The organism is Longimicrobium sp., from assembly GCF_036388275.1.
Lineage (GTDB): Bacteria > Gemmatimonadota > Gemmatimonadetes > Longimicrobiales > Longimicrobiaceae > Longimicrobium.
On record NZ_DASVSF010000110.1, the window covers coordinates 87,275 to 103,309 of the forward strand.

Here is a 16,035-nt window from a genome sequence, read left to right on the forward strand (position 1 = left end):
ACAGGTTCCGGCCCACCCGCTATTCTGTGGGGCCGTGACTCGGACATGCTTGTGTGATTCCCGCCGCCACGCCGAATGACGAACTATACGGACGCCGAACTCGAAGCGATGCTCGCCGACCTCGAATCGGACCGCGCGGAGAGAAAGGAATCGTTTTCCGGCGACGTACCCACCAAGGTGCGCGAAGCTGTGTGCGCGTTCGCGAACGATCTTCCCGGCCACCGTAAGGCCGGCGTCGTGTTCGTCGGCGCGCGCGACCGCACGGGGGAGGCGAGCGGCCTGCAGATCACGGATGAACTGCTGCTTCGGCTGGCGGACATAAAGACGGACGGCAACATCGTACCGCCGCCCAGCATGACGGTGGCGAAGCGCGCGCTTCGAGGCGGCGAGATGGCCGTTATCATCGTGGAGCCGTCGGATTCTCCGCCGGTACGATTCCGGGGGCGGGTGCACATCCGCATCGGTCCACGCCGAGGCATCGCCAGCGCGCAGGATGAGCGTATACTTACGGAGAAGCGCAAGGCGGGGGATAGCCCGTTCGACATCCACCCGCTCCGGTCTGCCACGCTGGCCGACCTGGACCGCGTGCGCTTCGAGAACGACTACCTGCCCGCGGCGTTTGCGCCCGACGTGCTGGAGGCGAACGATCGCACCTTGGAGCAGCGGCTCGCGGTCACCAAGATGGTGGACGGGGCGGATACGGCCGTCCCAACCGTGCTTGGAATTCTCACCCTCGGAAAGTCGACGCGCGATTTCATTCCGGGCGCATACATCCAGTTCTTGCGGATCGGGGGGCAGAGCCTGGGTGATCCGGTAACGGACGAACTGGCGGTGGATGGCGCGATCAGCGAGGTGATCCGGCGCATCGACGACAAGTTGGAATCGCACAACCGCACGGCGGTCAACATCACGGCGGGCCCGCGGGAGGAGCGTCGCTCGCTGTATCCCATCAGTGCGCTGCAGCAGCTCGTCCGGAACGCCGTGATGCACCGCACGTACGAGGCGACGCACGCCCCGGTGCGCGTCTACTGGTACGACGATCGCATCGAGATCAGCAATCCCGGAGGACCGTTCGGGATCGTGAGCATCGAGAACTTCGGCCAGCCGGGCGTCGCGGACTACCGCAATCCCAACCTCGCCGAGGCGATGCGGGTGTTCGGGTTCGTGCAGCGTTTCGGCTTCGGGCTGGCGATCGCGCGGCGTGCACTCGCGGAGAACGGAAATCCGCCGCTGGAGCTGGATGTCCAGTCGTCCCACGTAACCGTCGCCGTGAGGGCGGCCCCGCAACCTGCTCCTTGAGACCCGGTCCGCTATACGGGACCCGCCAGGACCGGTGAGCCGATCCTGATTCCGCTCAGCTCCGTTCGCCAGCGGGTGGCGGAGGACTCGACTTGCGCGGCAGCTTGTGGATGGACACGCGCGGCCCGGGCCTGCATCTGCAGCGCACGCGTCGCGAGGCGGGGCGCCTCGGCGGACGAGGCGAGGAACGGGGCGGAGAGCGCGAGCCGCGCGCCGAGGTAGTAGTTGGCTGCGGCGGATAGCGGCCGCTCGCGGTAAAGCGGCATCTCCCGTTCGAGGACGCGCACGCTCGGTCCGTCCGCGAGTGTGAGCGCCGTCTGCTCGAACGCGCTGATCGCGCCGCGCAGCATCCTGTCCAACTCGGAGCGCCACGCACCTCGCAGGTCGGTTTCCTCCAGCACCTGCACGGACTGCGAGAGGGTTAGCATGTAGGCCAGGCCGCGCAGGCTGAGCGTCGCCCCATCCACCACCGCCACCCGGTCTTCTTTCGCCAGCCCCATCGCCGCGGCCCGGAACGCCAGGAACGATTCCGCGACCGGCCGGCCCATCTGCGCGTACGCCCAGCCCAGCGCCATGAGGATCGTGGGGTCGTCGTTGGAGAGCGCCCGGGCTTCGCTGTAGTGCGCCACCACCGCGTCCAGGTCGCCGCGCGCCCATGCCTCGTTCGCGGCGGCACACCGGCGGGCGACCTGCCACTTGCGCCGGACCTCCGCAGCCAGGTTCGCCAGGCGCAGCGCGAACGCGCCGCCGAGCACCGTCGCCGCGAGCTCCGCCGCGTTGAACGACAGCATCAGCGCCGCCTTGCCCGAACTGGCACGGCCCGTCTCCACCAGCCACGCGCTCAGGCTCGGGCCGCCGATGGGGATGGGGATTCCCGTAGGCGTGGCCAGGTCCTGCCCCACGTGCTGCATCCACACCAGCACGCCCGGAAGCCCGTGCTGGTCGTACAAGTGCTGCACGGCCGCCAGGTCGTGCCCGCGCTGCAGCCGGTGCCCGATGCCGCCGCCCCGGATGCCGCTGCCCGGAACGGTGTCCATCCAGCGGTGGATTGCGTCGTAGTCGGCGCCGAACAGCCGCCGGCTGAGTTCCTGGTGACGCAGGCCGTCGTGGAACACAGACCGGGTGACGGTGATGATCTCGCGCTCGCACACGGTTACGCCGAGCGCGGACAGCCCGAGCAGCGCATCCGCCTGCCACGCGATGCTCAGCATCTCCACCGCCGGGCCGCTCGGCGGAAACGGCGAGAACGCGGGGGAGGCGAGGATCACGTCCGGATCTTCGGGAACCCACACCCGCTGTGCCCGCTGGCCGATCCCGCTCGCGACGCCGCGCCCGACGTTGGCCGCGCGCTCAGCCTCTTCCGCCAGCCGCCGAGTGAGCGCGCCGGTCAGCTTGCCGATGCGGGATTGGTCGTCCGCGCCTCTCTCGACGGGAAAGATGGTCAAATCGTCGTCAGGCACCGGCGAATCGGAGGTCAAGGGTGCAGAGGTGGATGAGTCCATCGCGGGCTCCCCATCGTACTCTCCCGCGCACCGGCCAGCAAGAAAGTCCGCTTGCGAGCGGTGCGATCCTGCCCGTCTACCTATCAGGCCGCACCATGGCTGTATGGAACGAGCGGCGCGTGATATCTTCGATCATCAGGGTCGGTCCCTGCTCCCGTTTTTCCCAAGCACTCACGATGAACATCAAGGTCCCCATCTTCGGCGCCCTGCTGAGTTTCGCATCACTGCCCGCGTACGGGCAGGCCACGCCGCCGGTGCCCGCTGACACCGTCTACGAGGCGCAGTCGGTGACCGCTCTGCCGCGGCCTCTGAACGTGGACGAGTTCGCCGCCGCGCTGGCTGCCTCGTATCCGGGCGGCACCCCGGATGCCGGCGTGGTTCCGTCGGTGCACGTGCGCTTCATCGTGGACGCGAATGGCACGGCGAGGGAGTTCAGCATCATCACCAGCACCGACAGCGCGCTCCATGCGCCTGCGCTGGCGGCGCTCTCCATCCTGCGCTTTGCGCCCGCGGAGATCGACGGCCGGCCGGTCCACGTACGGGTGGATCTCCCCATCCAGTGGCAGGTGCCCACGCCGGCCCCAGCAGCGAAGGACACCGCCCCTGCCTACGAGATGGACATCGTCGAGCGGCAGCCCGTCGTCCTCAACCAACGCGTTCTTCAGGAGGCGATGAACCGTGAGTTTCCGCCGGGAGCCAGGGCCGCCATGCGGGCCGGGCGTGTCGTCGTTCGCATGCGGGTGAGCCCCGAGGGGAGGCCGACCCAGGCGGACATCGTGTCATCCACAGATCCGGAGTTCAATGCGGCCAGCCTTCAGGTCGTCCGCGTCCTGCGGTTCCGTCCAGCCGCGCTCGACGGCCGGCCTGTCGCGGTCTGGGTGGTGCTTCCACTGCACTGGGACCCCTGACCCGCGCCGCCGCGGGGGGGACGCTGGCGTGGTCCCGCCGCTGACCATCCGCATCCATCGCAGAACGCCCCGGAGCCGCCGTGGCCCCGGGGCACTTTTCTTCCGCCGCACCGCGTATCCAGCCGATCCGCCGAGCTTGACAGTCCCGGCGGAGGGCGGCAGCATCAGGGCTCGTGCGATTCCTGTCGCGCCAGCCATTCCTCCCAGAGCAACCGCGCGGCATGAAATCATCCCCCATCGGTCAGACGGCCGTTCTGGCGACGCTTACGGTCGCGGTCAGCGTCCTGGCGGTGGCTGGCGTGCGGCTCGGGGTGTCGTCGCACCTGGAGGCGGCGAGCGTGGTGACGGGCGCGGTGTGCGTGTGGATGGCCGTGCGCGAGAGCGTCTGGAATTTTCCCCTCACCCTCGTCAACGCGTCTCTCTTCTGCGTCGTCTTCTTCGGGGCGAAGCTGTACGCCGACTCCGGGCTGCAGGTCGTCTACTTCGTGCTCGGGATCGTCGGCTGGTACCTGTGGCTGCACGGCGGTGAGCACAAGACGCCCCTGCGCATCTCCCGCGTTCGCCCGCGCGAGGGGATTGCGGTGGCGGCGGCCGGTGTCGCGCTGACGATGGTTCTGTGGGTCACGCTGCGGCACGTGGGCGGGAGCGCATCGTTCTTCGACGCGCTGACGACGAGCATTTCGCTCTGCGCCCAGTGGATGCTGAACCGCAAGCAGGTGGAAAACTGGTACGCGTGGATCGTGGTCGACATCATCTACGTCCCGCTCTATGCGTACAAGGAGCTGTACCTTACGGCGGCCCTGTATGCCGTCTTCCTGGTGATGGCTACCATGGGACTGCTGCACTGGCGCGCGACGTGGCGCAGCCAGGACGGCGATCCGGTTGCTCCGGCCGGTGGCGCCCTGCACGGGGTGCCGGCGTGACGCTGGGGTTGGTCGTCGGCAAGTTCTATCCACCGCACCGGGGCCACAAGCACCTGGTCGAGACGGCTCGCCGCGGCTGCGACCGGCTGGTGGTGATGGTCCCGCATCATCCATCGCAGGCGATCTCCGGCGCGCTGCGAATGGCGTGGCTGCAGGAGATCCATCCCGACTGCGAGATCCACCTGGTGGCGGACGAGCTGGGCGACGACGTGGAGGAATGGGCGCGCTTCACAGTCGGGCACCTGGGGCGCACGCCGGACGTGGTGTTCAGCAGCGAGGGCTACGGCCCGCGCTTCGCCGGCTTCCTCGGCTGCCGGCACGTGATGGTGGACCAGGACCGCGTGGCGTTCCCCGTCTCGGGCACCGCCATCCGGGCGGCGCCGCTGGAGCACCTGCAGTGGCTGGAGCCATGCGTCCGCGCGTACTTCGTGCGGCGCGTGGTGCTGATCGGTGCGGAATCCACCGGCAAGACGACGCTCGCGCGGATGCTCGCGGCGCGGTACCAGACCGTGTGGGTGGAGGAGTTCGGCCGCGAGTACTGGCAAGCGAAGCTGGTGGAGGGCGCTCCGGCGGACGGCCCGTCTCCGGAGCCGGCGGCGGGCGGGCTCGCGTCCGTGGAGACTGAGGCGGAGCTGGCCGCGCGTGCAGCGGCGCTGGCGTGGACGAGCGACGAGTTCCGGCACATCGCGGCGGAACAGCAGCGCCGCGAGGACGAACTTGCGCGCGCGGCCAACCGGGTGCTGCTGTGCGATACGAACGCGTTCGCCACGGGCACCTGGCACGAGCGCTACATGGGCCACCGCGACGCGGCGGTGGACGAGATCGGCCGACGCGACCGCGTGCACCTGTACCTGCTGGCCTACCCCGACTTTCCGTTCGTGCAGGATGGATGGCGCGACGGCGAGTCCGTCCGCGACGCGATGCACGCGCGCTTCCTTCATCAGCTCGACGCGCTCGCGGTTCCATTCGTCCACCTGCGCGGATCGCTGGATGCGCGCCTGGCCGATGCCAGCGCCGCCATCGACGCGCTGCTCGCGAAGCCGTTCGATCCCTGAAGGCGCGTTGGAGATGCGAAAAGGCCCGGCGATGCGCTCGCCGGGCCTCGTTCGTCATCTGCCGATCCGCCGCGTCATTCGCTCAGGACGACCACGCTCTGCACGATCTTCCCGCCGCGCACGATGGCGTAGCCGCTGTGCTTGCCCAGCTTCTTCCAGGTGTTGGACGGGTTTTGGAACGCCCACATCTCGTCGCCGTCGCCCGCGTCGCGCTTCAGCTTTTCCCACGCCATCTTGATGCGCAGCGCCGCCATGGGTGCCAGGTTGCGGTGCGCGGCGATGGGGGCGTTCTCCACACGCTGGATCAGCCACTCGGGGTGAATCTTCACGGTCGCGAACCTTGGGAACGGGGAGGGAGGCCGGGGCGGCACCGGCTGCTGCGTTCCATACCTCCGCGCGCGGCGCGCGGTTCCCGTCTGCCTGCGACCTCGTAATAAGTCCATTTCTCACCGCGCACTTGACGTCAGATGTTTTTCAGGCGAGACTGTCTGTGATGGCGCATGCTCGTGGAAGGCTTCCGAGCGACTTATCTCCCGCGCCGGAGCGATTCCCGCAGTCTGTGGGAATCCCGCCATTCTTCCCCTGCGTTGTGACAATGGATCTCTTGATTACGCCGTCGGCCAGTCTGGTTCGGCGCTGCTGCGTTACGTTCTCGGCGGCCCTTGTGCTCGGGGGCTGTGGGGGCGACGACACGCCGGTTGGCCCACCTGCGCGCGTCGGGCCGGGGTCCGTTCCGCTCGGGGCAGTGATGCCGGTTGATGGCGCCATCAATTCACAAGACACTTGGGTTACCTACGACGCCTACCGCGACCAATCGTCGACGGTGTACAGCGATCAGCCGATCTACGACGCACGCACGGAGCAGTACACGTCGACGATGGCGGTGAGTACGCCCGTACAACCGCTCCACGCGGAAGCGGGCTACGATTACAATGGAACGCTTCGATACAACGAGTATCGTCAGGTTGCATCTGACGATCCGGCCGATACTCCGGTGGATGAAACCAGTCGGATCCAAGTAGTCGGAAGCGACGTAATCGTGTACGACAACGCAGGCCAGGCGACACAAGGAGCGGAGGTCGATGCGACCGAACCTGCGTTGGCCGAGGTGGGCCCACTCGACGGGGCACAGGTCACCGGAGGGGTGGTGATGGATCACGACCCGGTAAATGGAACGGCGGCGTACTCCATGAGCGGCTCGGACGCACCCGCGCCAAAAACCCTGGTGATTCCCCTCGGACGCGACCGCAGGCGCTTGGAAGTCGCTACGACCAGTGTCCAGCAGATCCGGACGGCGAACGCCCCCGCAACCCAGGCCACCCACAGAAACAAGGTTGCGCGTACCTTCAGGCGCAACGGGGAAAAGTGGATTCTGGAGGAAATCGAGGTTTCCAGCGAGGTGCAAACCGAGAAGGCCAGGTTTGAGAGCCGGCAGACAACGAGGGTTCGCAACGTCCGTTGGCACGAAAACAGAGGAAAGGACGCGGAGCGAAGTGTCCGCCGCGCCAGGATTGCCGAGGGTCTTCTACAGCCCTCCGCCACGCCCCGCCTGAACTTCGATAGCTGTTTGATCGACGACTATGGGAATCCGTGTCCGACGGAAGAACCGCCGCCGCCACCCACTGGTGGTGGGACTACAGTGCCGGACTACTGTATCGGGGCTGCCCCGAACGGGCGGAACGTCCTGTTCCAACACGGCATCATGAGTAAGCGGAGTACGTGGGGCGATTTCCCGGAGCGGATGTCTCAGATCCTGATCCTTGGCTGTAGGTTTCGACCCAACCTCGACTCCAACGAGCGGCTGGCGAACCAGGCCGGAGCGCTTGCCGACTCCATCCGTCAGTACGGTCGCGGTAGTCTGCTCCTGGTCGGGCACAGTCAGGGAGGGCTTATCTCGCGCTACGTCGCGCAGCACAATCCGGAACTGGTAAACGGAGTCGTGACGCTTGGGACACCCCATCAGGGTGCGCCGATTGTCAGGACGAACAAAGCAATCATTACGGCGGTTCTAAGCATTCCCGCAGCCGCCGCGTACGCCGGCTGCGGCAGTCCGACAGGGGTGCGTTGCAGCGCGGGAGCGTTCCTGATTGGCTCGTCGGTGGAACTTGGGAAACGCGGCGCGGACGCGGCGGTCCCAGCGTACATCGACCTCAAGCCAGGGAGTGAATTCCAACAACAGCTAAACGCGCCGTACGAGGCGTTCCCGAACGCCGGCATCCAGAGCTACCCGAGCCGGATTTTCATTGAGTGGCGACTTGGGTTCGATCTGAAGGGTCCGGATCAAGGGCGCAAGGGCGTGAAAGCCGCGTACTGGACCACGGGTGCCACTACGGCCTGCGCCGTCGTGAGCTGGTTCGTAGGGCGGGCTGACAAAGCGGCACAATGTGCTACTACCACGGCGGCGCTCATCGCTTTCGACTTGATGTGGAACGGATTGGTTTCCGGCTTCGGAAAGAGCGACGGCATCGTCCCTGGTTCGTCCCAGGTTTACCCCAATGCTCGCCGGAACTATCCGATGCGGGATGGGGCTCCTTCGCATACGGGCGAAACGCAGAGCTATGAGACGCAGAAGGCATTGCGTGCCGTCCTGTCCGATGTGATGGGGGTGCCGGTACGGTGACTCAGACCTCCTCCAACGGACTCGGACCGGTGCTCTGTACCAAACCCCGGCGGGAGCGAGTCCGATCTCGCGCTACGCTTATTGTCGCGATGACGGTGCTCGGGGTATCGTGCAATCCGCTGCTCGACGGGCGCGATCGAAATCGGCCGTTGTGGCGCATCGAGTTTACGGCGCCTCCTCGGAGTACGGACGGCACACCGGCGACCGACGGCCAGCGCGTGTACGTCTACGTAGACGGCATCACTGCGTTCGACGCCGAGACGGGGACACGGGTGTGGACCAATCCCACGCCAGGTGTGCGGTCCCGGCCCAAGAACCTGTTGGTCCGGAACGGCCGCGTGTTCGGAGCGGGAGGAGCTGCGGTCGCATTGGATTCGGAGTCTGGCCGCGAACTGTGGAAGTTCCCCCTTTCCAGCAGCGGCCACGCGTCCGCCGGCCTGGGCCGCGCGGCGGTTGACGATGCCACGTTCTATGTGGGCACCGACGCTCACCAGGTATTCGCGCTCGATCAGGTCACGGGCTCGCTGCGGTGGATGGTTGACATCGGCCCTGATTGGGAGCACCGGGGGATCGTCACCGGCGTTACCGTGTCGGGTGACACCGTGTTCGTCAGCGCGCGGCAGTACAACGCGGAGAACGGCTACATCTCGACGGGGTGGATCATCGGCCTGGACCGCGCGACGGGGAAGCGGGTGTGGAGTTTCCGCAACGGTGACGGAACCGATTGGCGGACGGTGGCCGCGGGGGTCAGCGTCGCCGGCTCGCTTCTGCTTGCAAGCGACCACCTGAGCGGAGCCGTCTTTGCGGTGGACCGTACGACCGGGATCGAGGTGTGGCGCCGCATTGGACCGGCAGACCGGTTTGGCTCACTGGCCAGTCCCGTCCCCGTTGGGAACACGGCGTATCACGCTTCGATGGATGCCTACGTCTACGCCTTGGACGTCGCCACGGGCGCTCTGCGGTGGAAGACGGAAAACTCAGGGGGGCACCTCAGCTTCGTTTTGTGCGGCAAGCTCCTGTTTGCGAATTTCATGAGCCTGGCCATTCTGGACCGCACCTCCGGGCGGGTACAATCGCGAATTGGAGTTCCGGAGATTTTCTCTGATTTCGCTGTGGAAGGGAATCGTGCCTTTGCCGTGAGCGACCGTGCAGTATACGCGTACCGCTGCGACTGACGAGATCGCCAGCGCAACGGAGCCGAACCTAGGAGTCGTGATGAGATCGACGATGCAGTTGCGAAGGGTCCCCGTTTACAAGGTTTTGCTCGCGCTCGTGGCAATCGTTGCCAGCGCCTCGGAGGTTGCTGCACAGGACAGCGCCTCGGATCGCGCTTTGTTTCCCCCTGTCGACGCGCGGCTCGTGGTTGCGACGCCTGCCCTCCTGACCCGGGGTGACACGTCTGTTGTAGTTGGTCGGGAGCAGGACAGAGCAGATTCAGCACAAGCTGCGTTGGGGCGTACCTTTGGAACTCGCGCGCCGCTTTTTTCAGGGCGTGGTGCGCTGATCGGCGCGGGGATTGGATGCGCGGTGGGTGCGGTGGTGTACTACGATACGGAGACCCCCGAAATTTCGCAGCGTTTGGCTTGGAGCGGAGGAATGTGTGCGCTGCTCGCAATCCCCGGCGCCACGTTCGGAGCGATTTGGATCCGGTAAGCGACTCGGTAGTTACACGACGAGACCCCGGCGCCGTCCTGCGCGCCGGGGGCCTCGCTGCTCACGCGGCCAGCCGCCGCACCACCTCCTGCGCGCCCTTCTTGTAGAGCGTGATGCACACCAAGGCGCCGTCCGGGGCGATCACCATCCAGTTGCGGTCCCGCTTCTTGATCGTCCACACGCCGGGCGGCGGCGGCGGGGGAGGGAAGGGCGGCTTCGGCTTGCGAGGCATGGGTCGGCTCCGTGTCTCTTGACCCTTGGGCCGCGGCAGGGCACCTTTGGCGAGCGAGGCGGCCTTCGGGTCGGTTCGTGAACGAGGCTGGTCGAGACTTCTTGATGGGAGAGTCGGCCAGCCTTGCTTTTCGCCCTGCTGGATATAATAATATGTCCAGCGTGGGGCTTTGTCAAGAGCGCTCTATCCAGAACCAACGATGGATTTCAAGAAAGCCACCGACATCCTGACCCGCCGCATCACGGCCGACGAGATCGCCGAAGCCGCTGGCGTGTCGATCAGTTCGATTGCCCGCGCGCGTCTGGACCAGTCCAGTTCTGCCTACCGCTCACCGCCGCCCGATTGGCCGCCGGTGCTCGCGCATTTGGCGCGTGAGAGGTGCCGTGAATTGACTGACCTCACGCGCGCCCTCGAAAACGTGCCAATCAGACCAGAAGGTTGAGACTGCGCGCGGCTTCCCGTAATTTCGTCCCGGTCAACTATTGCGCGTTGCGGTGGAGCCGGCCTATTCTCATATGCCCATCGTTACCGTTCTCGACCTACGTGAGTAAAAGCGCTATTCGGACCCGACCAGAGAAGATTGGTGGCCCCCGGCCGTTCCTGCGCTGGCCCGGCGGGAAGCGTTGGGCTGCACCGACTATCGCTAAGCTTATAGAACCGGCCCTTCGCTGCCGGTATATAGAGCCATTCCTCGGTGGAGGCGCGGTTTTCTTTCATCTCCGTCCCGGCAGGGCACTGCTCGCAGATTTGAACTCAGATCTGGTAGAAACGTACGTGGCAATCCGTGATCGTCCGCAGGAAATTGTCCGCATTCTTGAGCAATGGACGGCAAGTGAAAACACTTTCTATTCTCTTCGGGGGTGGAAGCCCACTACTCCACTTGAACGTGCGGCCCGGTTCCTATTCCTGAACCGGACCTCGTTTGCAGGAATTTATCGGGAGAACCGTGATGGAGACTATAACGTTCCATTCGGCGGCGGTGCCAGGACGCACCGGATCCTGATTGACACGGACTTGCTTTCGCTCGCATCTGAGGCCCTCAACGCTGTTGAGTTGGTCAATGTTGACTTTGAGGCTACTTTGGATCGAGCTGGGATAGGTGACGTAGTGTATTGTGACCCTCCCTACCCGCCGAGCCGCCGGGGGGGCTTCGAGCGGTACAACGGCCGGCCATTCTCTTGGGCTGATCACGTTCGCTTGTCAGAAGCGGCTCACCGAGCGAAGTCGCGGGGTTCACTCGTGATCATTAGCAACGGTACCAATCCTGAGATCGAGGAACTCTACGCGGATGCTGACATTCGGGTGCTTGAACGGGGTAGCCAGGTTAGCCGGACTGTCTCGGGTCGGGGCCGCGTCCGTGAGTTGCTGTTTATCCTTCAGCCCACGCGGTGATTTCGCCCGCATCGACCAACCATGAAAAGTCTATCGCTTCTCCACTTGGGAGACGTCCACTATCCGGAGACAAGACACGGTGCAGCAGTAATCGACGACAAGGATCCTGGTTTTTCTGCCGCGCTAAAGGCTCGGGTCTCACCGCATCGACTTACGGCCGTGATGGCGACCATCCGGCGACTGGCTGAAAACCAAGCTGATCTCGGCGGTGTACTGCTCTCAGGAGATCTAACCACGAATGCCAAGGTTGGCGAGTACAAAGAATGTATTCAGTATCTACAGAAATGCTTTGGCGGCCTGCAGCCGTGGGAATCAGATGGGCTTCATGTTGTTCCAGGGAATCACGATGTGAATCGATCTAAGATCCCGTTGCCGGGGAGCGACGACGAACCGGATCCCGTTCCCCATGCCGACTCACTGGAGAAGTTCGAGGAGTTCCGGACCGCTTGGGCAGAAATCGGAAGGCCGATCCTAGCTGTAGATGCCGTGCGCGTTACGGAACTAAACGCGTCAGGCTGTCGACTGCCGGTGATCTCCCTCAACTCCTGTCTCGGTTGCGGTGAGTATCGTCGGCTCCCCGCGCGATTTCAGAAAGCGTACATATCGTTGCTCTCCGAAACGAAGACAGGAAGAGCTGACCACCGCGATCTCGTTGAACAATTAGATACACCAGCCTTCGACGACACGCATCTAGCAGACATCGCCTCCACTCTTAGCGGGATCCCCTCGAGCGTTCCTGCAGTCGTGCTTGCCCACCATGGCCTATTACCGCAGGCCGTTCCACGGGTTGCACCGTATAGCGAAGTGATTAATGCTGGCATTGCACGCTACCGGTTTGCAGGGTGCAACAAGCCAATTATTTACTGCCATGGACACATTCATGAGAGCGCGGTTGAGATTTTGTCCCACCCCGAAGGTGGTCGACGGCCGCTGGTGACGGTTTCTGCGCCAGTGCTAGACGCTGGTTTCAACTTGATCAGCTTCTACTTCACAGACACGGGCCTAGTGCTTGGCTGTGAAGTCACTCGGTATGTCTTCCAGAACTATGGAGACGTCACACCCATGGAGCCAATACGGATCCCACTTGGAGATAGAGACGAACCAGAATATGCGTCTGATGCTCTCAGTGTGAGAATCGGGAAGGTGCTTTCCCGCAAGGCAACCCGATTCCATGCGTTGTTTGCGGCGGTGAAGTCACAGTCCGCGGATGTTGAAGAAACCGTCGAAGAGGCAGGTTTGGCAAACGCGAGCCCAGCAGAAGATGAAGTCGTTGAGAGGCTTCGAGAGATGGAGTGGCTGGGCGTTGTTGAGATCACCGCGCGTGTGCAGGCACATAAGCACTGGATTCTGCGTCGGAGGCTTGTATGAGTCCGCGATCACCGTTCGCGTTCGGTCGGCATGAGTATGCCGGGACTAACTCCTACTTCCTCCACCCTGAAATCTACGGTGAGGTGATTCGAGACGCTCCGACTCCCATTTATCTGATTGGACCGAGAGGAACTGGAAAAACAACGCTCTTGCGGGCTCTCCACTGGAAGGAGCGTCTTCAAAATAAGTCCCTCCGAGTCGCGCTTCCCACCGATGTGTTCGGGAGTCCGGCGGGCCGGTTCTTGGGGATCTACTTGAAGCTGCCGGAGATCTTGCTCGGTGTTGTTGATACTTGGCTTTCCGATTTGGATCAAGAGCGAGCCGGTATGGTCCTCGGTCTCTATCTCGACCTGGTGTGGGGTGAAGCGTTGTGTACTGCGGTGGCTGAGCTTCTCGCCACTGGCGTCTTCTGCACCAGCCCGGAGAGGGAGACTCACGCCGTACAGAAGTTCAGCCAGGTCTATCGCACGACCTTCACCCGATCATCACGCCGCCTGCCAGCAACGGTGTCTGAGTTGGGATCTACCCTGTTGGACCTTCGCGCAGAAATTGAACAATCCGCGAAGACTCGTCGTCCCTATGATGAGATTCTCGGCTATCATGCGGTCGGCCAGATTGGCGTGTTCGGGCGTCTGCTCGGTGAAGCCCTCGAACCAATCTGCCGCATCGACGACTCGGCCGACCCTTGGCATTTCCGGATCTGCATGGATGAAGGTGAAACGCTCAGTGATTTTCAATTGTTGGTGCTTAACACGATGGTGAGAACGACGAAAACCCCTGTGATGTTCATCGTTTCCTTTGTGAGCATGCCGACAGAAGTACATCGTACCCTGTTCGATCACTTAACCCTCCAAGCTACGGATCGCGAGATTGTTTCCTTCGAGCGTCTACTGACCGACAGGCGTTTCCGGCAGTTCGCCGAAGGAGTAGCCACCGTCAGGCTCCGGGACCTGGCTCCTGAAGAAAGCTTCGATGTGTATCGCGCCTTTGGTACGTTGGATGTCAATGGCCTGTTGCATCGGATTCTTACAGAATCAGTTTCTCCCTTTGCCAAGGAGTTAGAACGACGGGCAGAAGCTTTGATGACCGATCCGTTCTTCCTCGGAATAACCAAAGCAACTCCCACGGAAACGGAGGAGGGTTCTTCGAACGAATCATACGAGGAAGAAGATGGATATCCCCAAGATGATGACTCTGTGGAAGTGACTAGCCAAGCTCCGCCGATCTATCAGGCGTTTCTCATCCAAGAACTCGGAATTCGATTGCCCCCCGTCGATACTCCTTGGAAGCGCCGGAAGCAAGAGAGTTCTCAGCTACGGAAGCGAATGGTTGCTGCTTACCTAGCTATCTGCCAGCGCTTGAACCGAGATCCGCGCTATGCTTCAGCGCACATGGTTCTTCAACTTAGTGATCTTTGTATCCGCGACTTCCTGCGGTTCGTAGATCATATTTTTCAGCATTTCGGAGGCGATTTGAAGGCGTTTCTAGCGGGACAAGTTTCAGCAGCCGTTCAAGATGAAGCGATCAAGCAAGCCAGTATTACAAAGTCGCAAGGCGTTGACGAGTCTGGGGTAACCTCACCACGGGAAGTCGAGATGGTGGTGCGCGGGCTCGGCCGGATCACAAAGATCCTCCAAACTCGCGGCGCTCAGCAGCAGCATCTCTTGTCAAGCGAACGGGGCGTATTCGTCTTGCCGCGGCACAATCTTAAACCTGAACGCCTTCACGGTATCTACCGGCACGTGCGCGAAGCCGCTGAGGCAGGTTTTCTGCGGATTACCGAACTTTCCAAGGATGAAATAAAGTTCCGGCTCCATGCCTCCCTTGCACCTGCTTACGGTCTTTCATACCGAGGAGCGTACTATCCTGTCCAGAGTGATTGGAGAGACATGGAGCAGCTTAGCTGTGCCCAGACCGACGCAGAGGTAGAAAGCATAGCAATACGTGTCGGTCGCCGACTTGCCGGCGACGAAGTGCTGTCTCTGTTTCCGGAGTGAAGTATGGATGCTATTAGCCGGTTTCGCGCAGGGCACGTGGCCGCTGTGTCACATCGGAGTCATTCCGTCTCAGATATCGTTGGCGGTCGATACGATCTCCTCATCGTGGTTTCAAGTTGGGAGGAGCGCGTCGGATGTATCTCACTTGCTACGGATTTACAAGTGCAGAGAGCCGTACTAGTTCTGTACGACGAGGTTGATCCAGATGGGTACCGCAAGAAAAACGATGCCCTCTTGGAAACGTTCATGCGGCAGATAGCAAAGGAGTACGTACCCCTCCAGCATAAAGCCACCGCTCTGCTGGAAACCTCGCTCGGGATATTCGAGCAGATGATGGAGGCGTCAACACATCTCGGACGACCAATCGACGTCCTGCTCGATGCATCTACATGCCAGCGGTACCACATTCTTGCAGTCCTGGCAAACGGGTTTCGAAGCGGTATCCTGCGGAGAATTTCTGTTTTCTACGCGGAGGGTGATTACCCGGCCGGCGAGGTTGGTCTAGAAGTCGTGTTTGGGGAGGGTGTCTGGAAGTCGATCCCAGTACCCGGAATGGAGGGAGAATATCGACCTGACAAGTCGTTGCTCTATTGCGTATCTGTTGGGTTTGAGGGCCATAAGACTTTGCGTGTGGTAGCCCGAGCCGATCCCGACCGGGTGGTGCTGGTATTTCCGAAGCCGGGCATAACGGCAGAGTACGAGCAGAGAACCCGCATTGCGAACAAAGCACTCATTGAGCAGTACGCAATTCCTGAGTCATCTATCATTTCAGCGCATGCAGGCGATGCGGTCGGAGCATGGGCCGCGATGGCTGAGGCTTCCGTCGAGAACTGGCCGGAAGAGAATTGTGTTTACCTCTTGAACGGCACGAAACCTCACTCACTTGCAATGGGCTTGCGCGCGGTAACTACGCACTCTCCGGCGGTCCTCTACAGTGTACCGGAGGCCTATCGCGTCGTGAATATCCCGGCCAGAGGAGTATTCTGGCGCTATGATGTAGAGAATTTGGCGATTCCGGGATGATTACATGCCTGTGAGATTGACCTCTCTGGGCAACGCGAGAGACAGTAACTTTATGTTCTTTCG

15 protein-coding genes are annotated in these 16,035 nt (G+C 62.7%); 12 read left to right on the top strand and 3 right to left on the bottom strand.

Features of this window, described 5'->3' with window-relative positions; genetic code table 11:
* Nucleotides 1-75: 75 nt before the first annotated feature.
* Complete coding sequence (locus VF632_RS25515) at nucleotides 76-1,299, top strand: ATP-binding protein (RefSeq protein WP_331025771.1); 1,224 nt, start codon at nucleotides 76-78, stop codon at nucleotides 1,297-1,299.
* 11 nt (nucleotides 1,300-1,310) lie between these two features.
* On the opposite strand, the gene VF632_RS25520 is transcribed toward VF632_RS25515, so the two are convergent.
* Nucleotides 1,311-2,777 (bottom strand): hypothetical protein, encoded by a 1,467-nt coding sequence (locus VF632_RS25520; protein ID WP_331025772.1) that lies wholly within the window; start codon nucleotides 2,775-2,777, stop codon nucleotides 1,311-1,313.
* Nucleotides 2,778-2,977: 200 nt separating this feature from the next.
* Between VF632_RS25520 and VF632_RS25525 the strand changes: the two genes are divergently transcribed.
* The 3 genes from VF632_RS25525 (at nucleotide 2,978) to VF632_RS25535 (ending at nucleotide 5,687) form a co-directional block, all read left to right on the top strand.
* A complete protein-coding gene (locus VF632_RS25525) occupies nucleotides 2,978-3,709 on the top strand; it encodes an energy transducer TonB (protein ID WP_331025773.1) in 732 nt (243 codons plus the stop codon).
* Between the two features lie 221 nt (nucleotides 3,710-3,930).
* Nucleotides 3,931-4,632 (top strand): nicotinamide riboside transporter PnuC, encoded by a 702-nt coding sequence (pnuC, locus tag VF632_RS25530; RefSeq protein ID WP_331025774.1) that lies wholly within the window; start codon nucleotides 3,931-3,933, stop codon nucleotides 4,630-4,632.
* Entirely contained in the window at nucleotides 4,629-5,687 is a 1,059-nt protein-coding gene (locus VF632_RS25535) for an AAA family ATPase (protein WP_331025775.1), read from the top strand. Before pnuC ends, VF632_RS25535 begins: the two co-directional genes overlap by 4 nt.
* 74 nt (nucleotides 5,688-5,761) lie before the next feature.
* Here the strand turns inward: VF632_RS25535 and VF632_RS25540 are convergent, their stop codons facing one another.
* A complete protein-coding gene (locus VF632_RS25540; RefSeq protein WP_331025776.1) occupies nucleotides 5,762-6,016 on the bottom strand; it encodes a hypothetical protein in 255 nt (84 codons plus the stop codon).
* A 266-nt stretch (nucleotides 6,017-6,282) separates the two neighbouring features.
* Between VF632_RS25540 and VF632_RS28325 the strand changes: the two genes are divergently transcribed.
* From VF632_RS28325 to VF632_RS25555, 3 genes are all read left to right on the top strand, one after another.
* Nucleotides 6,283-8,307 (top strand): esterase/lipase family protein, encoded by a 2,025-nt coding sequence (locus VF632_RS28325; RefSeq protein ID WP_331025777.1) that lies wholly within the window; start codon nucleotides 6,283-6,285, stop codon nucleotides 8,305-8,307.
* A gap of 89 nt (nucleotides 8,308-8,396) precedes the next feature.
* Nucleotides 8,397-9,482: a PQQ-binding-like beta-propeller repeat protein gene (locus tag VF632_RS25550; RefSeq protein ID WP_331025778.1), complete on the top strand. Its 1,086-nt coding sequence runs from the start codon at nucleotides 8,397-8,399 to the stop codon at nucleotides 9,480-9,482.
* A 40-nt stretch (nucleotides 9,483-9,522) separates the two neighbouring features.
* Entirely contained in the window at nucleotides 9,523-9,960 is a 438-nt protein-coding gene (locus tag VF632_RS25555) for a hypothetical protein (protein ID WP_331025779.1), read from the top strand.
* 61 nt (nucleotides 9,961-10,021) lie between these two features.
* Here the strand turns inward: VF632_RS25555 and VF632_RS25560 are convergent, their stop codons facing one another.
* The gene (locus tag VF632_RS25560) at nucleotides 10,022-10,192 is read right to left on the bottom strand and encodes a hypothetical protein (RefSeq protein WP_331025780.1); all 171 of its coding nucleotides are present in this window, start codon (nucleotides 10,190-10,192) and stop codon (nucleotides 10,022-10,024) included.
* 199 nt (nucleotides 10,193-10,391) lie between these two features.
* On the opposite strand from VF632_RS25560, the gene VF632_RS25565 reads away from it, so the two are divergent.
* From VF632_RS25565 to VF632_RS25580, 5 genes are all read left to right on the top strand, one after another.
* Nucleotides 10,392-10,634: a hypothetical protein gene (locus tag VF632_RS25565; protein ID WP_331025781.1), complete on the top strand. Its 243-nt coding sequence runs from the start codon at nucleotides 10,392-10,394 to the stop codon at nucleotides 10,632-10,634.
* Between the two features lie 101 nt (nucleotides 10,635-10,735).
* Complete coding sequence (locus tag VF632_RS28330; protein ID WP_414682914.1) at nucleotides 10,736-11,584, top strand: DNA adenine methylase; 849 nt, start codon at nucleotides 10,736-10,738, stop codon at nucleotides 11,582-11,584.
* 21 nt (nucleotides 11,585-11,605) lie between these two features.
* Complete coding sequence (locus VF632_RS25570; RefSeq protein ID WP_331025782.1) at nucleotides 11,606-12,952, top strand: metallophosphoesterase family protein; 1,347 nt, start codon at nucleotides 11,606-11,608, stop codon at nucleotides 12,950-12,952.
* Nucleotides 12,949-14,949 (top strand): hypothetical protein, encoded by a 2,001-nt coding sequence (locus tag VF632_RS25575; protein ID WP_422655645.1) that lies wholly within the window; start codon nucleotides 12,949-12,951, stop codon nucleotides 14,947-14,949. The genes VF632_RS25570 and VF632_RS25575 overlap by 4 nt, the downstream gene beginning before the upstream one ends.
* A gap of 162 nt (nucleotides 14,950-15,111) precedes the next feature.
* On the top strand, nucleotides 15,112-15,972 hold the full coding sequence (locus VF632_RS25580) for a hypothetical protein (RefSeq protein WP_331025784.1): 861 nt from the start codon (nucleotides 15,112-15,114) through the stop codon (nucleotides 15,970-15,972).
* Nucleotides 15,973-16,035: the final 63 nt, after the last annotated feature.

Coding starts and splice junctions, on each gene's coding strand:
- VF632_RS25515 (WP_331025771.1), top strand. CDS start 76: ATGACGAACTATACGGACGCCGAACTCGAAGCGATGCTCGCCGACCTC.
- VF632_RS25525 (WP_331025773.1), top strand. CDS start 2,978: ATGAACATCAAGGTCCCCATCTTCGGCGCCCTGCTGAGTTTCGCATCA.
- pnuC (WP_331025774.1), top strand. CDS start 3,931: ATGAAATCATCCCCCATCGGTCAGACGGCCGTTCTGGCGACGCTTACG.
- VF632_RS28325 (WP_331025777.1), top strand. CDS start 6,283: ATGGATCTCTTGATTACGCCGTCGGCCAGTCTGGTTCGGCGCTGCTGC.
- VF632_RS25550 (WP_331025778.1), top strand. CDS start 8,397: ATGACGGTGCTCGGGGTATCGTGCAATCCGCTGCTCGACGGGCGCGAT.
- VF632_RS25555 (WP_331025779.1), top strand. CDS start 9,523: ATGAGATCGACGATGCAGTTGCGAAGGGTCCCCGTTTACAAGGTTTTG.
- VF632_RS25560 (WP_331025780.1), bottom strand. CDS start 10,192: ATGCCTCGCAAGCCGAAGCCGCCCTTCCCTCCCCCGCCGCCGCCGCCC.
- VF632_RS25565 (WP_331025781.1), top strand. CDS start 10,392: ATGGATTTCAAGAAAGCCACCGACATCCTGACCCGCCGCATCACGGCC.
- VF632_RS25570 (WP_331025782.1), top strand. CDS start 11,606: ATGAAAAGTCTATCGCTTCTCCACTTGGGAGACGTCCACTATCCGGAG.
- VF632_RS25575 (WP_422655645.1), top strand. CDS start 12,949: ATGAGTCCGCGATCACCGTTCGCGTTCGGTCGGCATGAGTATGCCGGG.